16 protein-coding genes and 2 tRNA genes are annotated in these 17,224 nt (G+C 39.2%); 2 read left to right on the top strand and 16 right to left on the bottom strand.

What is annotated here, in order from left to right:
• The 13 genes from rlmB to V6E76_RS06145 form a co-directional block, all read right to left on the bottom strand.
• Window positions 1-741, bottom strand: coding sequence for a 23S rRNA (guanosine(2251)-2'-O)-methyltransferase RlmB (gene rlmB, locus V6E76_RS06205; RefSeq protein ID WP_247351180.1), 741 nt, complete (start codon window positions 739-741; stop codon window positions 1-3).
• A complete protein-coding gene (locus V6E76_RS06200; protein WP_247351182.1) occupies window positions 738-1,139 on the bottom strand; it encodes a ribonuclease III domain-containing protein in 402 nt (133 codons plus the stop codon). Before V6E76_RS06200 ends, rlmB begins: the two co-directional genes overlap by 4 nt.
• On the bottom strand, window positions 1,132-2,526 hold the full coding sequence (gene cysS, locus V6E76_RS06195; protein ID WP_247351189.1) for a cysteine--tRNA ligase: 1,395 nt from the start codon (window positions 2,524-2,526) through the stop codon (window positions 1,132-1,134). Before cysS ends, V6E76_RS06200 begins: the two co-directional genes overlap by 8 nt.
• The gene (gene cysE / locus V6E76_RS06190) at window positions 2,510-3,166 is read right to left on the bottom strand and encodes a serine O-acetyltransferase (RefSeq protein ID WP_247351194.1); all 657 of its coding nucleotides are present in this window, start codon (window positions 3,164-3,166) and stop codon (window positions 2,510-2,512) included. Before cysE ends, cysS begins: the two co-directional genes overlap by 17 nt.
• 248 nt (window positions 3,167-3,414) lie before the next feature.
• On the bottom strand, window positions 3,415-4,866 hold the full coding sequence (gene gltX, locus V6E76_RS06185; RefSeq protein ID WP_499797730.1) for a glutamate--tRNA ligase: 1,452 nt from the start codon (window positions 4,864-4,866) through the stop codon (window positions 3,415-3,417).
• On the bottom strand, window positions 4,866-5,351 hold the full coding sequence (gene ispF / locus V6E76_RS06180; protein WP_026866160.1) for a 2-C-methyl-D-erythritol 2,4-cyclodiphosphate synthase: 486 nt from the start codon (window positions 5,349-5,351) through the stop codon (window positions 4,866-4,868). Before ispF ends, gltX begins: the two co-directional genes overlap by 1 nt.
• A 1-nt stretch (window position 5,352) precedes the next feature.
• Window positions 5,353-6,027 carry a 2-C-methyl-D-erythritol 4-phosphate cytidylyltransferase gene (ispD, locus tag V6E76_RS06175; protein ID WP_247351206.1) on the bottom strand — a complete coding sequence of 225 codons (675 nt, stop codon included), beginning with the start codon at window positions 6,025-6,027 and terminating at the stop codon, window positions 5,353-5,355.
• The gene (locus V6E76_RS06170) at window positions 6,024-7,076 is read right to left on the bottom strand and encodes a PIN/TRAM domain-containing protein (protein WP_247351208.1); all 1,053 of its coding nucleotides are present in this window, start codon (window positions 7,074-7,076) and stop codon (window positions 6,024-6,026) included. The genes ispD and V6E76_RS06170 overlap by 4 nt, the downstream gene beginning before the upstream one ends.
• A 32-nt stretch (window positions 7,077-7,108) precedes the next feature.
• Window positions 7,109-8,488: a DNA repair protein RadA gene (gene radA / locus V6E76_RS06165; RefSeq protein WP_247351219.1), complete on the bottom strand. Its 1,380-nt coding sequence runs from the start codon at window positions 8,486-8,488 to the stop codon at window positions 7,109-7,111.
• A gap of 233 nt (window positions 8,489-8,721) precedes the next feature.
• Window positions 8,722-11,166: an ATP-dependent Clp protease ATP-binding subunit gene (locus V6E76_RS06160; RefSeq protein WP_247351220.1), complete on the bottom strand. Its 2,445-nt coding sequence runs from the start codon at window positions 11,164-11,166 to the stop codon at window positions 8,722-8,724.
• On the bottom strand, window positions 11,167-12,183 hold the full coding sequence (locus V6E76_RS06155; protein WP_247351223.1) for a protein arginine kinase: 1,017 nt from the start codon (window positions 12,181-12,183) through the stop codon (window positions 11,167-11,169).
• On the bottom strand, window positions 12,173-12,688 hold the full coding sequence (locus V6E76_RS06150) for a UvrB/UvrC motif-containing protein (RefSeq protein WP_247351236.1): 516 nt from the start codon (window positions 12,686-12,688) through the stop codon (window positions 12,173-12,175). Before V6E76_RS06150 ends, V6E76_RS06155 begins: the two co-directional genes overlap by 11 nt.
• Before the next feature lie 4 nt (window positions 12,689-12,692).
• Window positions 12,693-13,160, bottom strand: a complete 468-nt coding sequence (locus V6E76_RS06145) for a CtsR family transcriptional regulator (protein WP_247351238.1) — start codon at window positions 13,158-13,160, stop codon at window positions 12,693-12,695.
• A 214-nt stretch (window positions 13,161-13,374) separates the two neighbouring features.
• Between V6E76_RS06145 and V6E76_RS06140 the strand changes: the two genes are divergently transcribed.
• A complete protein-coding gene (locus tag V6E76_RS06140) occupies window positions 13,375-14,586 on the top strand; it encodes a nucleoside transporter C-terminal domain-containing protein (protein ID WP_247351241.1) in 1,212 nt (403 codons plus the stop codon).
• 47 nt (window positions 14,587-14,633) lie between these two features.
• Here V6E76_RS06140 and V6E76_RS06135 read toward each other — a convergent pair whose 3' ends face one another.
• Window positions 14,634-15,443: a ZIP family metal transporter gene (locus V6E76_RS06135; RefSeq protein WP_247351244.1), complete on the bottom strand. Its 810-nt coding sequence runs from the start codon at window positions 15,441-15,443 to the stop codon at window positions 14,634-14,636.
• 118 nt (window positions 15,444-15,561) lie between these two features.
• Here V6E76_RS06135 and V6E76_RS06130 point away from each other — a divergent pair, with 118 nt between their 5' ends.
• On the top strand, window positions 15,562-16,884 hold the full coding sequence (locus tag V6E76_RS06130) for a MurT ligase domain-containing protein (protein ID WP_247351247.1): 1,323 nt from the start codon (window positions 15,562-15,564) through the stop codon (window positions 16,882-16,884).
• Window positions 16,885-16,942: 58 nt separating this feature from the next.
• Here V6E76_RS06130 and V6E76_RS06125 read toward each other — a convergent pair.
• Window positions 16,943-17,016 (bottom strand) — tRNA-Ile (locus tag V6E76_RS06125).
• Between the two features lie 32 nt (window positions 17,017-17,048).
• A tRNA-Gly gene (locus V6E76_RS06120) sits at window positions 17,049-17,123 on the bottom strand.
• Window positions 17,124-17,224 lie beyond the last annotated feature (101 nt).

The following is a 17,224-nucleotide window of genomic DNA, read 5'->3' as shown; positions in this document are numbered from 1 at the left end:
TTAACCACGCCCAAGTGGGTTTTGCTGCCTGTATACCTCATACATTAAAAGCGCAGCTGAAACCGAAGCATTTAAACTCGTTATTTCTCCTGCCATCGGAATACGAACGACAAAGTCACATTTCTCTAGCGTCTTCCTACTAATACCTTCACCTTCGCTACCGATTACTACTGCAGTGTTGCCCTTAGCATTAATCTCACGATAATCCGTTTGTCCTGTTCCATCCGTACCGACAAGCCAGAAGTTATGATCTTTTAAGGTATCGATTGTTTGATTGATATTTGTCACTCTAATTACAGGTACATATTCAATCGCCCCTGTAGAGGTTTTTGCCACTGTATCTGTCAATTGAACTGAACGACGTTTCGGAATAATGACCGCATCAAAACCAGAAGCATCACAAGTTCTTATGATTGATCCTAAGTTATGCGGGTCTTCAAGCCCATCTAAAATAATGACATTCGCTGTTTTTCCCTCAACATTTTCTAAGAAGGTCTCAAGTGGCATGTATTCATGCGCACTAACCATCGCCACAACACCTTGATGACGTTCTTCAGTCATGCCATCAATCTTATTTTTCGGCACCATAGAAACAACAATCTTTCTCTCTTTAGCGAGATCTAAAATTTCTTTTAACTGTTGCTTGTTTGCTGTGTCCTGAACATATACCTTGTTTATATCTGCATCTGTACGCAGTAGTTCTCTAACAGCATGACGTCCTGCAATTACTGAACCAGTCAAATGTCTTCACTCCCGTCTGTAATAATAAGCTTCATAAGTTCATCCACTCTGTCTGTCTCTCCAGTCAAGGCTAAGTACCCTATCAATGCCTCTATACCAGAAGCATTTCTATATTCTTGTATCGTTGCGTTTTTCGCTCTAGTTTGACTCGATTTATTACGCGCTTTTCTCGCAATGTCCCACTCATCTTCGGTGAGTATGCCAGTATTTTTCAAATAGTGTAAAGCATTTGCTTGCGCCCTAGCACTAACCAATTTATTGGCCGCTTTATGCAGGGCATCCGGCTTTAAATAAGGTTCATTTTCAATTAAATGCTCACGGACTTTAACCGCATAGACCGCGTCACCTAAAAATGCAAGCGATAGTGATGGAATTCTATTAATATCTATATTATCCACGTTTAAATCTCACGCCATCTTTAGTGTCTTCTAGGATGATTCCTTCATTTTTCAAATTGTCCCTAATTTCATCAGCGCGTGCAAAATCTTTATTTCTTCTGGCAGTTTCTCTCTCTTCAATCAGTGCTTCTATCTCTTCATCTAGGAGCACCTCTTTACGTCCTAAACTAACGCCTAGTACTTGTGAGTACGCATCAAAGGTTTCGATAAACTTCTGTAGTACTGCCTTGCAAGTTGCTGGACGACGTAAGTATTTGTTCAACTCACCCGTCAACTCATGCCATGCTGTGATGGCATTGGCAGTATTGAAGTCATCGTCCATATGACTTTCAAATAATTTAATATTGTCATCAATAAGCTCAAGCACTTTACCATCAGATTCTTCATCAACTGCTTTTTCAATACGTTCAAGTGCATGGTGATAGCTATCTTGAATACGTTCTAAACTACTTCTTGCTGCATCAACTAATTCACGGTTATAGTTAATTGGATTTCTATAATGCACACTAATCATAAAGTAGCGAAGCACATTGGGCTCAATCTCCTTAATAATGTCATGCACAAGTATGAAATTCCCTAAAGACTTGGACATTTTCGTATTATCAATATTAATGTACCCGTTATGCATCCAATAATTCGCAAACGTTTTGTCTGTCATACATTCACTTTGAGCAATCTCATTTTCATGGTGTGGGAAAGTTAAATCTTGACCACCAGCGTGAATATCTATCGTGTCTCCAAGATGACGACGGGCCATAACTGAACATTCAATATGCCAACCTGGACGACCTTCTCCCCAAGGTGATTCCCAGCTGATTTCTCCTTCTTTCGCTTGTTTCCAGAGAACGAAATCTAGTGGATCTTTTTTCTTCTCACCCGCTTCAATCCTCGCACCGACCTTCAAGTCATCAACTGATTGTTGAGACAATTTCCCGTAGTTATCAAATGAACGTGTTTTAAAATAAACATCACCATCTGATTCATAAGCATGCCCTTTATCGATCAATATTTTAATAAATTCGATAATATCAGGCATGTGATCGAGCACGCGTGGATGGACTGTTGCTTTCTTAACATTTAAAGCACCTGTATCTTCAAAGAAAGCTTCGATAAAACGCTCTGCAATCTCTGGTACTGTCTCACCCAGCTCCTTAGATGCCTTTATTAATTTGTCATCTACATCCGTAAAGTTAGAGACGTATTTCACATCATAACCTTTGTATTCCAAGTATCGTCGTACTGTATCAAAAGCGATTGCTGGCCTTGCATTTCCAATATGAATATAGTTATACACTGTCGGACCACAAACATACATGCTGACCTTACCTTCTTGTAATGGTACAAATTCTTCCTTTTTTCTAGTAATTGAATTATATATGCGAACCATCTTTTACCTCACTCCCTACTTCTCTTCTGAAGTCATTAATATCTTTTTCAAGTTCCAATAATTTTTCAAATAGCGGATCTGGTATATCTCTATGATCGAAATTATTATGTTTTCTTATACGCTGACCATGCTGCTTAACGACGTGACCAGGAATTCCGACCACTGTGGAATGAGCTGGTACATTCTTTAGAACCACAGAATTCGCTCCAACATTTGAAGACGCTCCGATGCGGATGTTTCCAAGTACTTTAGCCCCTGCAGCAATTAACACGTTATCATCAATATCAGGGTGTCTTTTATGGTCTTCTTTACCCGTTCCACCGAGTGTTACCCCTTGATAGATCGTCACGTTATTTCCAATGTTACATGTCTCACCAATCACTACACCCATACCATGGTCAATAAATAAACGCTTACCGATATTCGCACCTGGGTGAATTTCTATTCCTGTCATAAACCGTGTGACTTGCGAAATTACCCGGGCGATAATTTTAAAGTTTTTCTTATAGAACCAATGCGCAACTAAATGCGCCCATACTGCGTGAATACCTGAGTAAGTAAAAAATACTTCCAACCGATTCTTTGCTGCTGGATCGAGCTCTAACACCATATTCAAGTCGTCTTTCATTCTTTGAAACATCTGTACCCTCCTCCACATATGTAATATAAAAGCGCCTCTGTCCATGTTGGGACAGAGGCGCATAAGCACGGTTCCACTCTGATTTTACTCTTTAATATAAGGTTTAAAATACGTAAAAGCGCAATTCTATAAGGTTTATTGTTATCCTTTTCACCAACCGGATAATCTCTACTTGTCCAACACCTTATATACTAAACTTTTAACACCCATATTATACTTCGTCACCGCACCATTTTCAACATTTCAGTTTATTTCAAGCGTGCAATTCTTTCCAATGCAGTCTCTTGACCAATCAATGAAATCGCATCTGGTAGTTCTGGTCCTTTAGTTTCTCCAGTTACTGCGACACGAATTGGCATGAATAATTTCTTACCTTTTATACCTGTTTCTTTTTGTACAGCTTTGATTTCCGCTTTAATTGCTTCAGGCGAGAAATCTTCCATCGCTTCAAAATGGCTATAAAGTGCTGTCATCAATTCATTTATATGATCTTGTTCTAACACTTCTTTCGCATCTTCATCAAATTCAACATGATCTTTAAAGAACTGTTCTGATAACTCATTAATCTCAGCAGCATAGCTCATCTGCGGTTGGTATAAGGCAACGAGCTTACGCGCCCAGTCCAACTCACTATCATCTGGGTTTTCTGAAACCTTCCCTGCTTTTTGTAGGAAGGGTAGAGACATATCAAAAATTTCCTCAGCATTTTTTTGCTTCATGTACTGGTTGTTAATCCACATTAACTTTTGATTGTCGAAGAAAGCCGAAGCTTTAGATAGTCGATTTTCATCGAAATTATTAATCAATTCTTCCTTAGTGAATAGTTCTTCTTCACCTTCTGGAGACCAACCTAGTAAAGCAATGAAATTAAACATTGCATCCGGTAGGTAACCTAATTCTTCATACTGTTCGATGAATTGAATAATTGATGCGTCACGTTTAGACAATTTTTTCTTCTCTTCATTTACGATCAACGCCGTATGCCCGAACTTCGGTAACGGTAAGTCGAGAAGGTCATAAACCATCATTTGTTTTGGTGTATTTGAGATATGATCATCCCCACGTAAAACATGGGTGATTTTCATTTCATAATCATCAATGACAACCGCAAAGTTGTACGTTGGTACACCATCTTTTTTAACAATGACCCAGTCACCAAAACCGTTAGAATCGAACGACACTTCACCTTTAACCATATCGTCGAAGGTATATGTTTTATCTTTCGGTACACGGATGCGAATTGAAGGTTCACGACCTTCAGCCTTAAATGCTTCTTCCTGTTCAGCTGTAAGGTGTGCATGCTTTCCACCATACATCGGTGTCTGACCATTTCTTAATTGCTCTTCTCTTTCCGCCTCTAGCTCTTCAGAAGTCATGTAGCAACGATAAGCAAGATCATTATCTAACAATTTCTGAATGTAAGGTGCGTAGATATCACCACGTTCAGATTGACGGTAAGGTCCATAGTCTCCACCAACGTCGACGCTTTCATCCCAGTCGATGCCCAACCATTTTAAATAGTTGAGTTGTGATGATTCACCCTCATCAACGTGACGTTGTTTGTCAGTATCTTCAATACGAATTATAAAATCACCATCATAGTGGCGTGCAAATAAATAGTTAAATAATGCTGCGCGCGCGTTACCTATGTGTAGGAATCCTGTAGGACTCGGTGCATATCTCACTCTAACTTTACTCATTATTTTGCCTCCTGTTTGTTAAGTAAGACTACCGCTTCACTTGCGATGCCTTCTTCTCTACCTGTAAATCCAAGTTTTTCAGATGTTGTTGCCTTGATGTTAACATTCTCTATCTTTGTCAATAAAAGATCTGCTACATTCTGCCGCATTGTATCAATATACTCTCTAAGCTTTGGTTTTTCTGCAATGACAACTACATCAATATTTCCAATTTCATATCCTTTTTCAGTCATCATTTCGACGACTGCCGACAACAATTTCTTTGAGTCCGCATCCTTATATTGTGCATCCGTATCAGGGAAAAACTTACCGATATCTCCAAGGGCTAAAGCGCCGAGGATGGCATCTGTAACAGTGTGCAAGACGACGTCTGCATCCGAATGACCCTTCAAACCACGGTCATGTGGTATTTCCATACCACCTAAAATTAGTGGACGATTTTCATCAAAGGCATGAACATCGTATCCATGACCTATTCTCATCATATTAACCTTTCCCTTCAAGTATCAACTTGGCAAGCTGAATATCTTCAGCTGTCGTTATCTTAATATTATCATAGGATGATTCTGTTATATAGACGGACTCCCCGATTGCCTCTACCATCATAGAGTCATCAGTGACGTCAAGATGGTGCTTTTTTGCATGTTCATAAGCTGTTTTCAAAATATTTGCTTTAAATGCTTGGGGTGTATGTACAGAAATTATTTCCTGTCTCGGTAACGTTTCAACGACTTTATCATTTACAACCCGCTTTAAAGTATCCTTAACTTTTACCCCGCAAATGACTGCACCTGTTTCTTGAACCTTTTCTTTCAATCGTAGGATAATATCCTGACTGACAAATGGCCTTGCCCCGTCGTGGACAAAAATATATTCAGCAGAGTCTATATTAATTAGTGCGTTATAAATACTGTCCTGACGTTCTTTACCACCATTATGAATCCCTTTTACCTTAGCAACACTATGAAACATGTCTGATACAACATCACGTTCTTCCGCTCGGACAGATAAATGTATTGCTTCACAGTCCGGATCTTCGTCAAAAAATCTAACCGTGCGTGAAATAATAGATTCCCCGCCTATGTCTAATAAGACTTTGTTGTAGCCGAGACCCATTCTAGAACCAAGTCCGGCTGCCGGAATAATTACTGTATACTTCATTTGTTTTTCTCTCTTTTCGCAAAGACGATACGTCCAGAATTTGTCTGCAATACACTAGTCACAATGATTTTAACTGTTTGGTTGATCAACTGCTCTCCACGTTCAACAACCACCATCGTTCCATCTTCAAGGTAACCGACACCCTGGTTTTCTTCTTTACCAGTTTTGGAAATGAAGAGTTCAAAAACATCGCCTTGTGCAACTACAGTTTTTATTGCATTGGATAATTCGTTCACGTTTAAAACTGGAATATCGTGGAGCTGACAGATTTTATTTAAATTATAATCCGTCGTTAAAATTGCACCGCCTTCTTTTTTGGCGATATCAATCAACTGTTGGTCTACATCAAGTTTCTCATAAGTTACAGGTTCAATTTTTACGTTTTCATTGTTGGTCTGTAACTTATTCAACATGTCTAAACCACGTTGTCCCTTCTCTCTTTTTACAGGGTCAGTCGCATCCGCAATAAGTTGCAGTTCATCCAAAACGAATTGTGGAATGACAATGTCTCCTTCTAAAAAACCCGTTTCAACTACATCGACTATGCGTCCATCGATAATAACACTCGTATCGATAAACTTCGTCTTAGCTCCGGAAATCGTTTTGTCCTTCGGGTTACTCTTTGGAAAGAAGTCCAGAACCTCACTGAACTTTCTCAAGCCGATAATGAAACCTAAATAACCAAAAACAACTGCTGACACAATCGGTACAATCTCTCCGACAAGTGGAATCTCTAAAGTATTAATCAAGAGTGTGATTAATACCGCAATGACTAAACCTAACACCATGCCGAGTGTTGCAAAAACAATTTCCGTCAAACTTCTACTCAATAAATAACCTTCACTTCTCTTCAAAAAGTTGTATGCATGCTTGATTGTCCAGCCAAATAATAAGAAAAATAAAAGAATACCTAATAGGCCATATACAAGCACATTGTCTACTACTCTCGGTATATCAAAAGGTAGCCAAACTGCTAGTTCTGGGAACAGCCAAGCACCTAATGATAAGCCAATTACTAAATAGACTGCATAGAGTAAGTATCTAAGCATCTTGCCGCCTCCTCTCTTAAGATTTTTTAAAATTAATCATTAAATTTTGTATGTCTCAATGCTTGTTTTAAAGTCTTAACACCCAACACTTCTAAACCATCAGGAACTTGAACTCCACTTAAATTGGACTGTGGAACAATGGCTCTTTTGAAGCCAAGTTTTGCCGCTTCTTGTAGCCTTTGTTCAATTTTTGTCACACGTCTGATTTCTCCAGTTAAGCCAACTTCACCTATGAAGCAATCATCTCCTCGTACAGCAATGTTTTGGAAACTTGATGCGATACTGATGACTATACTTAAGTCTACTGCAGGTTCGTCTAATTTCACACCACCTGCTACTTTAATATAAGCATCATGTTGCTGCATCAGCAGACCTTCCGATTTTTCTAAGACTGCCATGAGTAGCGATAGACGGTTAGTATCGATACCGGTTGCCATGCGTCTTGGATTGTGAAAGTGAGTTGGCGTAACAAGGGATTGTACTTCTACTAGCATCGCTCTCGTACCCTCCATAGTGGCAACAATAGCTGAGCCTGGAGCATTTTTCGAACGTTCTTCCAAGAAGATTTCAGAAGGATTTAACACCTCTTCTAAACCGCTCGCTTTCATCTCAAAAATACCCATTTCATTTGTTGAACCAAACCTATTTTTCACCGCTCTTAAGATACGATAAGTATGATGCTGATCTCCTTCAAAATAAAGTACAGTATCAACCATATGTTCTAATAATCTAGGACCTGCAATCTGTCCATCCTTTGTGACGTGTCCAACTATAAACGTTGCAATATTATTACCCTTAGCGATATTCATAATGGACTGTGTACTCTCCCTCACTTGTGCCACTGATCCTGGTGCACTTGTAACATCTGGATGAAAGACGGTCTGAATAGAGTCAATGATCAAATAGTCTGGTTGGATCTTTTTAATTTCATCATGAATATACAAGAGGTTTGTCTCACAAAAGACAGTTAAATTGGATGGTTTTGAGGTAATGCGATCTGCACGCATTTTAATCTGCTCTAGAGATTCCTCGCCAGATACATATAATACGTTATGGTTTTCAGCTAGAATTAATGCAGTCTGTAAGAGAATAGTGGACTTCCCTATACCTGGGTCACCACCAATTAAAATAAGCGAACCATTAACAATACCGCCACCGAGCACTCTATCGAATTCCCCTGAACGCGTGGTTGTTCTTGGTGTGACCTTCTTTTCAATGGTACTTAATTTAGATGCTTTACTACGCTCATCTATTTTATTTTTACCGAGCGTCCCTCGACCACTAACGGCTTCTTTATGTACAATTTTTTCTTCAAGCTGATTCCAGGCACCGCAATTTGGACATTTACCCATCCATTTAGGCGTTTCATAACCACATGCCATACACTCAAAAGAAACTTTTGGTTTTGCCATTCGTGTATACACTCCCCCATTGTATTTCTTTTACTATTGTATTATTTATCTAGATGTTTTAAAAGGCTAAAACCTTACAGTTAAAGACTTTTATAGAATTTTGTTGAGTAATTCACAAAAGTAAAATTATATTCCTAATTATAAAATATCCCTCTTAAGTATTCACTTTTTAAGTGTCTACATAAGAGGGAATATATCATGAGTCAGAGATGCTTATTAAAATCTATCCAGGATTACTGTTCAACAGTTTCGTTAACTTTGTCTTCTGTTGTGACTTTGAATGTATCATCAACATAATCCACTGTGACAAGTTTATTCTCGAAACTTTCACCTGATAGTAATGATTCACTTAGAGTATCTTCTATATTCTTTTGAATACTTCTAGATAAAGGTCTCGCCCCATATTCCGGATCGTAACCTTCTTCAACAATACGCTCAGTCGCTCGATCTGTAACCTCAATGTGAATATTCTGGTCAGTTAATCTCGCTCTTAAGGTATCAATCATCAAGCTAACAATTTCCTTAAGATGTTCTTTCTCAAGTTTGTGGAAGACAATAATGTCATCAATTCGGTTAATGAATTCAGGTCTAAAGGTATTCTTCAATTCTTTCATCATTGTACTTCTAATATTTTCATAGCTTTCAGCCTCTGGGCCACCAAAGCCTACGAATCTCTGATCTTGTAATTCTCTCGCACCTACATTTGATGTCATAACAATAATTGTATTACGGAAATCCACCACGCGTCCGTTAGAGTCTGTTAAACGCCCATCATCTAACACTTGTAAGAGCAAGTTAAACACATCAGGGTGTGCTTTTTCAATTTCATCGAAGAGTATGAGTGAGTACGGTTTCCTTCTTACTCTTTCCGTTAGTTGTCCCCCATCATCGTAACCAACATAGCCTGGAGGCGAACCAACTAAACGAGATACTGAATGTTTCTCCATGTATTCACTCATGTCTACTCGAATCATTGCATCTTCTTCACCAAACATTGTTTCACTTAAGGCTCTAGCAAGTTCGGTTTTACCGACACCTGTTGGGCCTAAGAAAATGAAACTACCGATTGGACGCTTCGGATCTTTAAGTCCTGCACGCGCACGTCTTACCGCCTTAGATATCGATTGTACTGCAGAATCCTGTCCGATTACACGCTCGTGTAGAATGGATTCAAGATTCATCAATCTATCTGACTCATCTTCAGCAATCTTAGATAACGGAATACCTGTAATGCCAGCGACTACAAGCTCAATATCACTCGCTGTAACTGATTGTGAAGATTGACCCTGTTGTTTCTTCCAGTTTTCTTCACATTCTTTAACTTCATTTTCAATTTTTGTTTGTTGATCTCTAAAGTTTGCTGCCGCTTCAAATTCTTGGCTTTGAACCGCCGCATCTTTTTCCTTTTTCACTGCTTCTAAACGCGTCTCTAAATCTTTAAGATCTGGCGGTGTAGAATAGCTTCTTAATCTAACTTTAGATGAAGCTTCATCTATTAAGTCAATTGCCTTATCAGGCAGGAAACGGTCTTGAATATAGCGGCTGCTCATACGAACTGCTGCTTCCAGTGCTTCATCTGTAATATTAATGCGGTGGTGCGCCTCATAACGATCACGTAGGCCTTTTAGAATCAACACTGCGTCTTCCGCCTTAGGCTCATCGACCATTACCGGCTGGAAACGACGTTCTAATGCCGCATCTTTTTCAATGTGTTTTCGGAATTCATCTAAAGTTGTCGCACCGATACACTGTAGTTCGCCACGCGCAAGAGCTGGTTTAAGAATGTTAGATGCATCGATCGCACCTTCAGCTCCCCCCGCACCGATTAGTGTGTGTAACTCATCGATAAATAGTACGACGTTACCAGCCTTATGGATTTCATCCATTACTTTCTTCATTCGCTCTTCAAATTCACCACGGTACTTAGTACCTGCAACAACAGTCCCCATATCTAGAGACATCACGCGTTTATCTTTTAAGTTTTCAGGCACTTCACTGTTAATCACTGCTTGGGCTAGGCCTTCAGCCACAGCTGTTTTACCAACACCAGGTTCACCAATTAACACGGGGTTATTCTTAGTTCTACGACTTAGCACTTCTATAACACGTGTAATCTCGCTAGAACGACCAATCACCGGATCTAACTGACTCTCTCTGGCCATTTGAGTTAAGTCACGTGCTAAAGAGTCTAATGTCGGTGTATTAGTATCTTTTTGGACACTTGAATGTGACTGGAAAGCTTCTGGATTACCAAGCATTTTAATCACTGCAGCACGTGCCTTCGTAATATTTAAATCAAGATTAGCCAATACTCTCGCTGCCACGCCCTCACTCTCACGAATAAGGCCTAATAGTAAGTGTTCTGTACCTACAAAATTGTGGTGTAGTTTACGAGCTTCATCCATAGATAACTCAATTACTTTTTTAGCACGCGGTGTATAGTGAATCGATGATGCTTTTTCTGTACCCGTTGTTATTAAATTGTGCACTTCTTCATTAACTCGTTGTTCATCGATATTAAACGATGCTAAAACTTTTGCGGCGATGCCTTCTTTTTCTTTTACCAAACCTAATAGTAAGTGTTCAGTACCGATATTAGAGTTTTTAAGTGTGATCGCTTCTTCTTGGGCAAATGCGAGTACTTTTTGTGCTCGCTCTGTCAGTTTTCCAAATAGCATCTATTTCCCTCCTAATAGTTCGCGTGTCAGTGTCGCCCGTAATCGTTCGTGCTGATTGTTTGGTCGACTAGTGTCATATTCATATTCATTCAGTCTTTGGCTAATAAAAGCCGGTTGGATTTGTTGGAACCACGCTTGAAAGTTAAAGCGGTCAAAATCGATATAGCCTAAGTCAATCCCTAGCTTCACATTACTCAAATGCATTGCCGCTTCTTTTAAAGGTAATTTATAGGCATATTGTAGAATACCAAAAGAACGATTGACAGCGTCACAGGTTTCTAATGTTTTTAATTGCTCTCTTGCGATACGTTCTTCTTCGATAATACGTTCTTTTAACTCTGTTAAATTTTCAATGATGTCTGTTTCACTAAAACCAAGTGTCACTTGATTCGATAACTGATAAACAGAACCAATGGGCTTAGACCCTTCCCCGTATATACCTCGTAAAGTAAAACCAAAGCGTGTTAAATTATTATGAAAACGTTGAATTCTTTTCAAGGCTGTTAAGGCAGGTAAATGCAGCATTACAGAGGCTCTCATACCTGTCCCTACATTAGTTGGGCAAGCAGTAAGATAGCCGTATCGTTCATCAAATGCATACTCTATCTTACCTTCTAATGTATCATCTATAGCACTCGCTTTCTCGTAAAGCGACTCAAGGGATTCATTTACACCTAGACTTTGGATTCGTACGTGATCTTCCTCACCAATCATCACCGACATGTCTTCCTCTTCATTGATAAAGACACTTTCTCCATTTTGTGAAAATCTAGGGCTAATCAAATGCTTTTCGACCAACAAAGCACGGCCTACATCAGTAAATTCAGACAAGCAGAAACGCGTCAAACTAGGTAAAGTTTTTTCTACTATTTTACCGAGCGCTGTGATGTCTTCATCATCTTCAAGCATATGTGTGAAAGGTACACCATTAATATTCCGTGCTAGCCTCACACGTGAGGAAAGTTCAATATCAGTGACTGCCGCTCTACTGAGCCACTTACTAATATTATTCTCCATGCGATTCACCATCCTTCAGTGCCTGAATCTGGTCTCTGATCACCGCAGCTTCTTCGAAAGCTTGAGTTTTTACCTTGTCGTCTAGTCTCTGTTGTAAGGACTCTATATCTCTTTTGAGGCGCAGCGCATCTACTTTTTGATGAGGAATCTTCCCAAGATGTCTATTTTGGTTCAGCTGCACACGTTCAACGATTTGAGGTACGTATTCGCCGAAGTAGTCATAGCAATAACTACAACCAAACAAGCCATTGTCGACCACACTTCTTAATGTTGAACCACATGAGGGACATTCAGGCGCTTCAACTTCCACCTCTTTTTTCTCTGCATTAGCCGCTAACATTTTCAGTAATGTGTGGATGTCAAAAGGATTATCCACTTGATAGTCATTCATGTGTAGCGATTTTTCAGCACACTGCTCACACAAATACCGTACATTTTGAGCAAGACCTAAGTCTTCCGAAATATGGACTGTGGCTTCATTTTCATTACATATCTCACACTTCATATATTCACTCCTTAGCGTACAGTATTGCCGTGATTACACGGCGTAAAATTTTCGCTCTTAAGCGATCTCTATAAGGTAACTCAATGGATAAAACTTCTCTTTCCATTACAGCATCGATGATTTGTGCCTCTCTATAGGTAATGACACCATTTTCATACATTGATTGAACAAGGTGTCCCGCATTCAACTGAGATATGTTATCTCCAATAAGATTTTGTAAGTGCGCTAAGTATTCTGTCTCAGAATGTGTTTCTACTTTGGTGATTCTTATATAGCCGCCACCGCCACGTTTACTTTCAACGACGTAGCCATGTTCATTTGTAAAGCGTGTTTTGATAACATAGTTTAACTGGGACGGTACGCAATCAAATTTTTCAGCGATGTGCGCACGTTTTATTTCAACGACTTCGTTACCGGATTTCTCAATCATTTCTTTTAAATATTTTTCAATAATATCCGACATATTACGCATTTCATCACTCCCTCTTGACCTACTTTGACTAAAGTATACAAGGTGTGGTCAAAATTGGCAAATAACATGTTTATTTTTTACCCAAAAGGGTTTATTTTTGGAACCGCTTGCATTATAATAATTTAGTATCGCATAAATGTATCATTTGGTATATAATTTACAAATGAAATCATTTTCAATATTTCTTACATAATAATTTTTGGAGGCTTTCACAATGAGTATTGTAATGGGAATAGTTGGTATACTATTCACCGTCTTTCTTGCTTGGATTGCAAGTAGTAACAAAAAACTTGCGTTCAAACATTGGAAGAACATATTAATATTAGTTGCATTACAGTTTATCGCTACGTTCTTATTCCTTAGCACTACTGGTGGACAAACGATTATCCTTGGTTTAGCGAACGGTTTTGACTACTTACTAGGATATGCAAGAGAAGGTGCGCAATTTGTGTTTGGAGATTTGATGACGAACGCGGAAGGCGAACCAGTTGATGTATTCCTATTCAACGTGCTTATTCCAATTATCTTCATCTCGGCGATTATCGGTATTCTTTCTTACACTAGAATCTTACCTTTCATCATTAAAGGTTTAGGTTTCTTACTGACTAAGATTACTGGAATGCCATACATCGAGTCATACAATGGTGCGGCATCTATGATGCTTGGACAGTCAGAAGTATTCGTATCACTTAAGAATCAGCTGCCTAAGCTTACAACACGTCGTTTATATACATTAGCTGCACAAGCAATGAGTTCAATTTCACTTTCTATTGTCGGTGCATTCTTTACAATGTTAGACCCTCAATTTGTCATCATTGCGATTGTACTGAACTTATTCAGTGTTTACATCATCGTACACATCATCAATCCATATGATGAAGTTATCGAGGATGGCGACATTGAAATCTCAACTAATCCAGAAAAAGGTAAATCTTTCTTCCAAGTCCTTGGTGATTACATCATCGATGGTGGTAAAATCGTACTCGTCGTTGGTGCGATGTTAATTGGTTTCATCGCTCTAATCGGTTTACTGAACCAGATTTTCTTATTAATTCCTGGTTCAAACCTTTCATTCCAAGATATCTTGGGCTACATCTTTATGCCAGTTGCCTTCCTAATGGGTATTCCTTGGGCTGAGGCACAAACTGCCGGTTCATTAATGGCAACTAAGTTAATCACAAACGAATTTGTTGCAATTCTTGAATTCATTAATGTTGCAGAAGGACTTTCTGAGAAGACACAAGCAATGCTTTCAGTATTCTTAATCTCATTTGCTAACTTTGGTTCAATCGGTATCATCGCTGGTTCTGTTAAAGGACTTCACGGTGAGAGCGGAGACAAAGTTGCGAGATTTGGTCTTAAACTAGTATACGGTGCGACACTTGTATCTATCTTAAGCTCTGTAATCATTGGATTCTTCTATTAAAATTTATAAATTTTAAGCCTCTAGGGAAGACCCTAGAGGCTTTTTTGTTATCCTAATGCTACGTCTAATACCATCATCACAGAAAATCCAATCAGGAATGCAAAGACTGCTGCATCGGAATGACCATTTTTTTGTGTGCTTGGAATGACTTCCTCCACCACCACAAATATCATTGCACCTGCACCTGCAGCTAAAGCATACGGCAATACTGGCTCCATTGAGGCCACAAGCAAGACACCAACAAGTGCTGCCATCGGCTCAACGATTGCTGACATCCAGCCCCAAAAGAATGCTCGAAATTTAGATGCACCGTCTGCTCTTAACGGCATGGAAACTGCAGTACCTTCTGGGATATTTTGTAGACCAATCCCTACTGCTAAGGTAAGTGCACTGGCAATCATGACTGGATCTTGACTCAACCCTGCTGCACCGAAGAGAATACCGATAGAGAGTCCTTCAGGAATATTGTGAAGTGTTAAGGATGTTACTAGTAAGGTACTTCTTCTGGAGCTAGCAACTGTAAGCCCTTCAGCAGTGTGTTCTCCTCTATGACGGTGAGGGATAATTTTATCGAAGGAGTAAATAAATAAGGCACCGCCTAAAAAGCCGACTAAAGCAGGGAACCATTCTCCTATTGGATTATCTGCACTCGCATCAATCGCAGGTGATAAAAGTGACCAAAAACTTGCGGCTACCATAATACCGCCTGCAAAGCCAAGTGTGATATTTAAAAAGTTTTCACTAACACCTTTAGTTAAAAAGACAACTGCTGCACCGAGCCCCGTCATTGTCCATGTGAACAAGGTTGCTATAAGTGCCTGTTGCCAGGGTTCCAAGGTCATTAGATAATCTAACATATTCATTCTCCTTAGAATTTTCTTAATAATAATTATAACGCTTTCTAAAAAAATATAGTACCTATTAAAACTGAATGATATAATAGTTTCTCATAAGGAACTTAAAGGAGCGCTACGAATGACGATTAAATCCACTATTGCCAAGAACGTCGGAAAAACATTAAGTTATTTCCTAACGAGATATACAAATGGAGGCAGCAGCTTACCAGGTAAAGTTGCCTTATCAATCGACAAAAACCTGCTAAAAAACTTAGCAGAGTCTTACGATGTTGTCGTTGTAACTGGGACGAACGGTAAAACCTTAACAACGACACTAACGACAAGTGTTTTATCGAAGAAGTATAACCATGTAATTACTAATAAGGCAGGGTCTAACATGAAGCAAGGCATCGTTGGTGCCTTCCTGAATGCACCGCGAGTGACAAAAGATGCGATCGCTGTCTTAGAAGTTGACGAAGGATCTTTAAAAAATGTTGTAGAAGAATTACAACCTAAAGTATTTCTACATACTAACATATTTGCAGACCAGCTCGATCGTTACGGTTCAATAGAAAAAATATATGAGTTGCTAACAGATGCTGCAAAAAGTACCCCAGATGCTACTGTTATAGCGAATGGTGATTTACCGTTACTTAATTCTGTCGCACTACCTAACAACAGAAAATTCTTTGGGTTTGACACAGATGTTGATACAGGGGACCAATCAAAAGCAGATACAGCCTGCCCGAACTGTGGGCATGATTTAGAGTATACAATTTATACTTATGCAAACCTTGGAGACTATTCATGTTCTTCTTGTGGCTATAAACGCCCTGAATTAGACCATAGAGTCACTTCAGTCAAAGAATTAGATGTTACGCATTCCACATTTACGATCGACCATCACACATACACTCTGCATAATGCGGGAATATACAACATATACAATGCCCTAGCAGCCTACTCGGTCGGTCGTCATTTTGATGTTCCAAAAGAAGATATTGTCGATGCATTTAATGTCAATGAACGTGTTTTCGGTCGCCAAGAAGTCATCGTCGCATACGATAAGAAAATTGTCCTTAATGTTGTTAAAAACCCAGTAGGGTTAGACCAGGTATTGAATCTTATTAAACTTGAAAAAGATCCATTTACTTTTGTATCACTCTTGAACAACCGACCAGCAGACGGTGTCGACCTATCATGGTTAGCTGATACTAACTTTGAATCCCTAACTGACTTAGACATCAAACAAATAATTACTGGTGGTATCGCAGTCGATAAGATGACAGATCGCTTGCTCACTGCTGGATTCGATTCCTCAATAGTTGATAGTGCTGGCACACTAGAAAATGTTGTAGAAGCTATTGAAAAAGCACCGACGACAAAAATCCACATGATCGCCACCTATACTGCTATGCTTGAGATTCGTAAAGCATTAATAGAAAAAGGTCACATTAAATAAAGTTCACTCTAAACAAAAAGGTCACTGATGAAAACTCATCAGTGACCTTTTATATTAGTGGGCCTAAGTGGACTCGAACCACCGACCTCACGCTTATCAGGCGTGCGCTCTAACCAGCTGAGCTATAGGCCCTTATATGGGAAAAAGCAAAAAAAAAAATAAAATGGAGCGGAAGACGGGATTCAAACCCGCGACCCCCACCTTGGCAAGGTGATGTTCTATCACTGAACTACTTCCGCACAATATGTATAGCAGTAAAATCAAACTATTAATTATTTTAGCGATAACTAGCTAAATTGTCAACCAATTTTTACACAAAATTAATAATTACAAAAATCGT

Source organism: Jeotgalicoccus huakuii (genome assembly GCF_036665975.1).
Classification (GTDB): Bacteria; Bacillota; Bacilli; order Staphylococcales; family Salinicoccaceae; genus Jeotgalicoccus; species Jeotgalicoccus marinus.
Note: the sequence above shows the minus strand (reverse complement) of the source record. Positions and strands in the feature narration are given on the sequence as shown.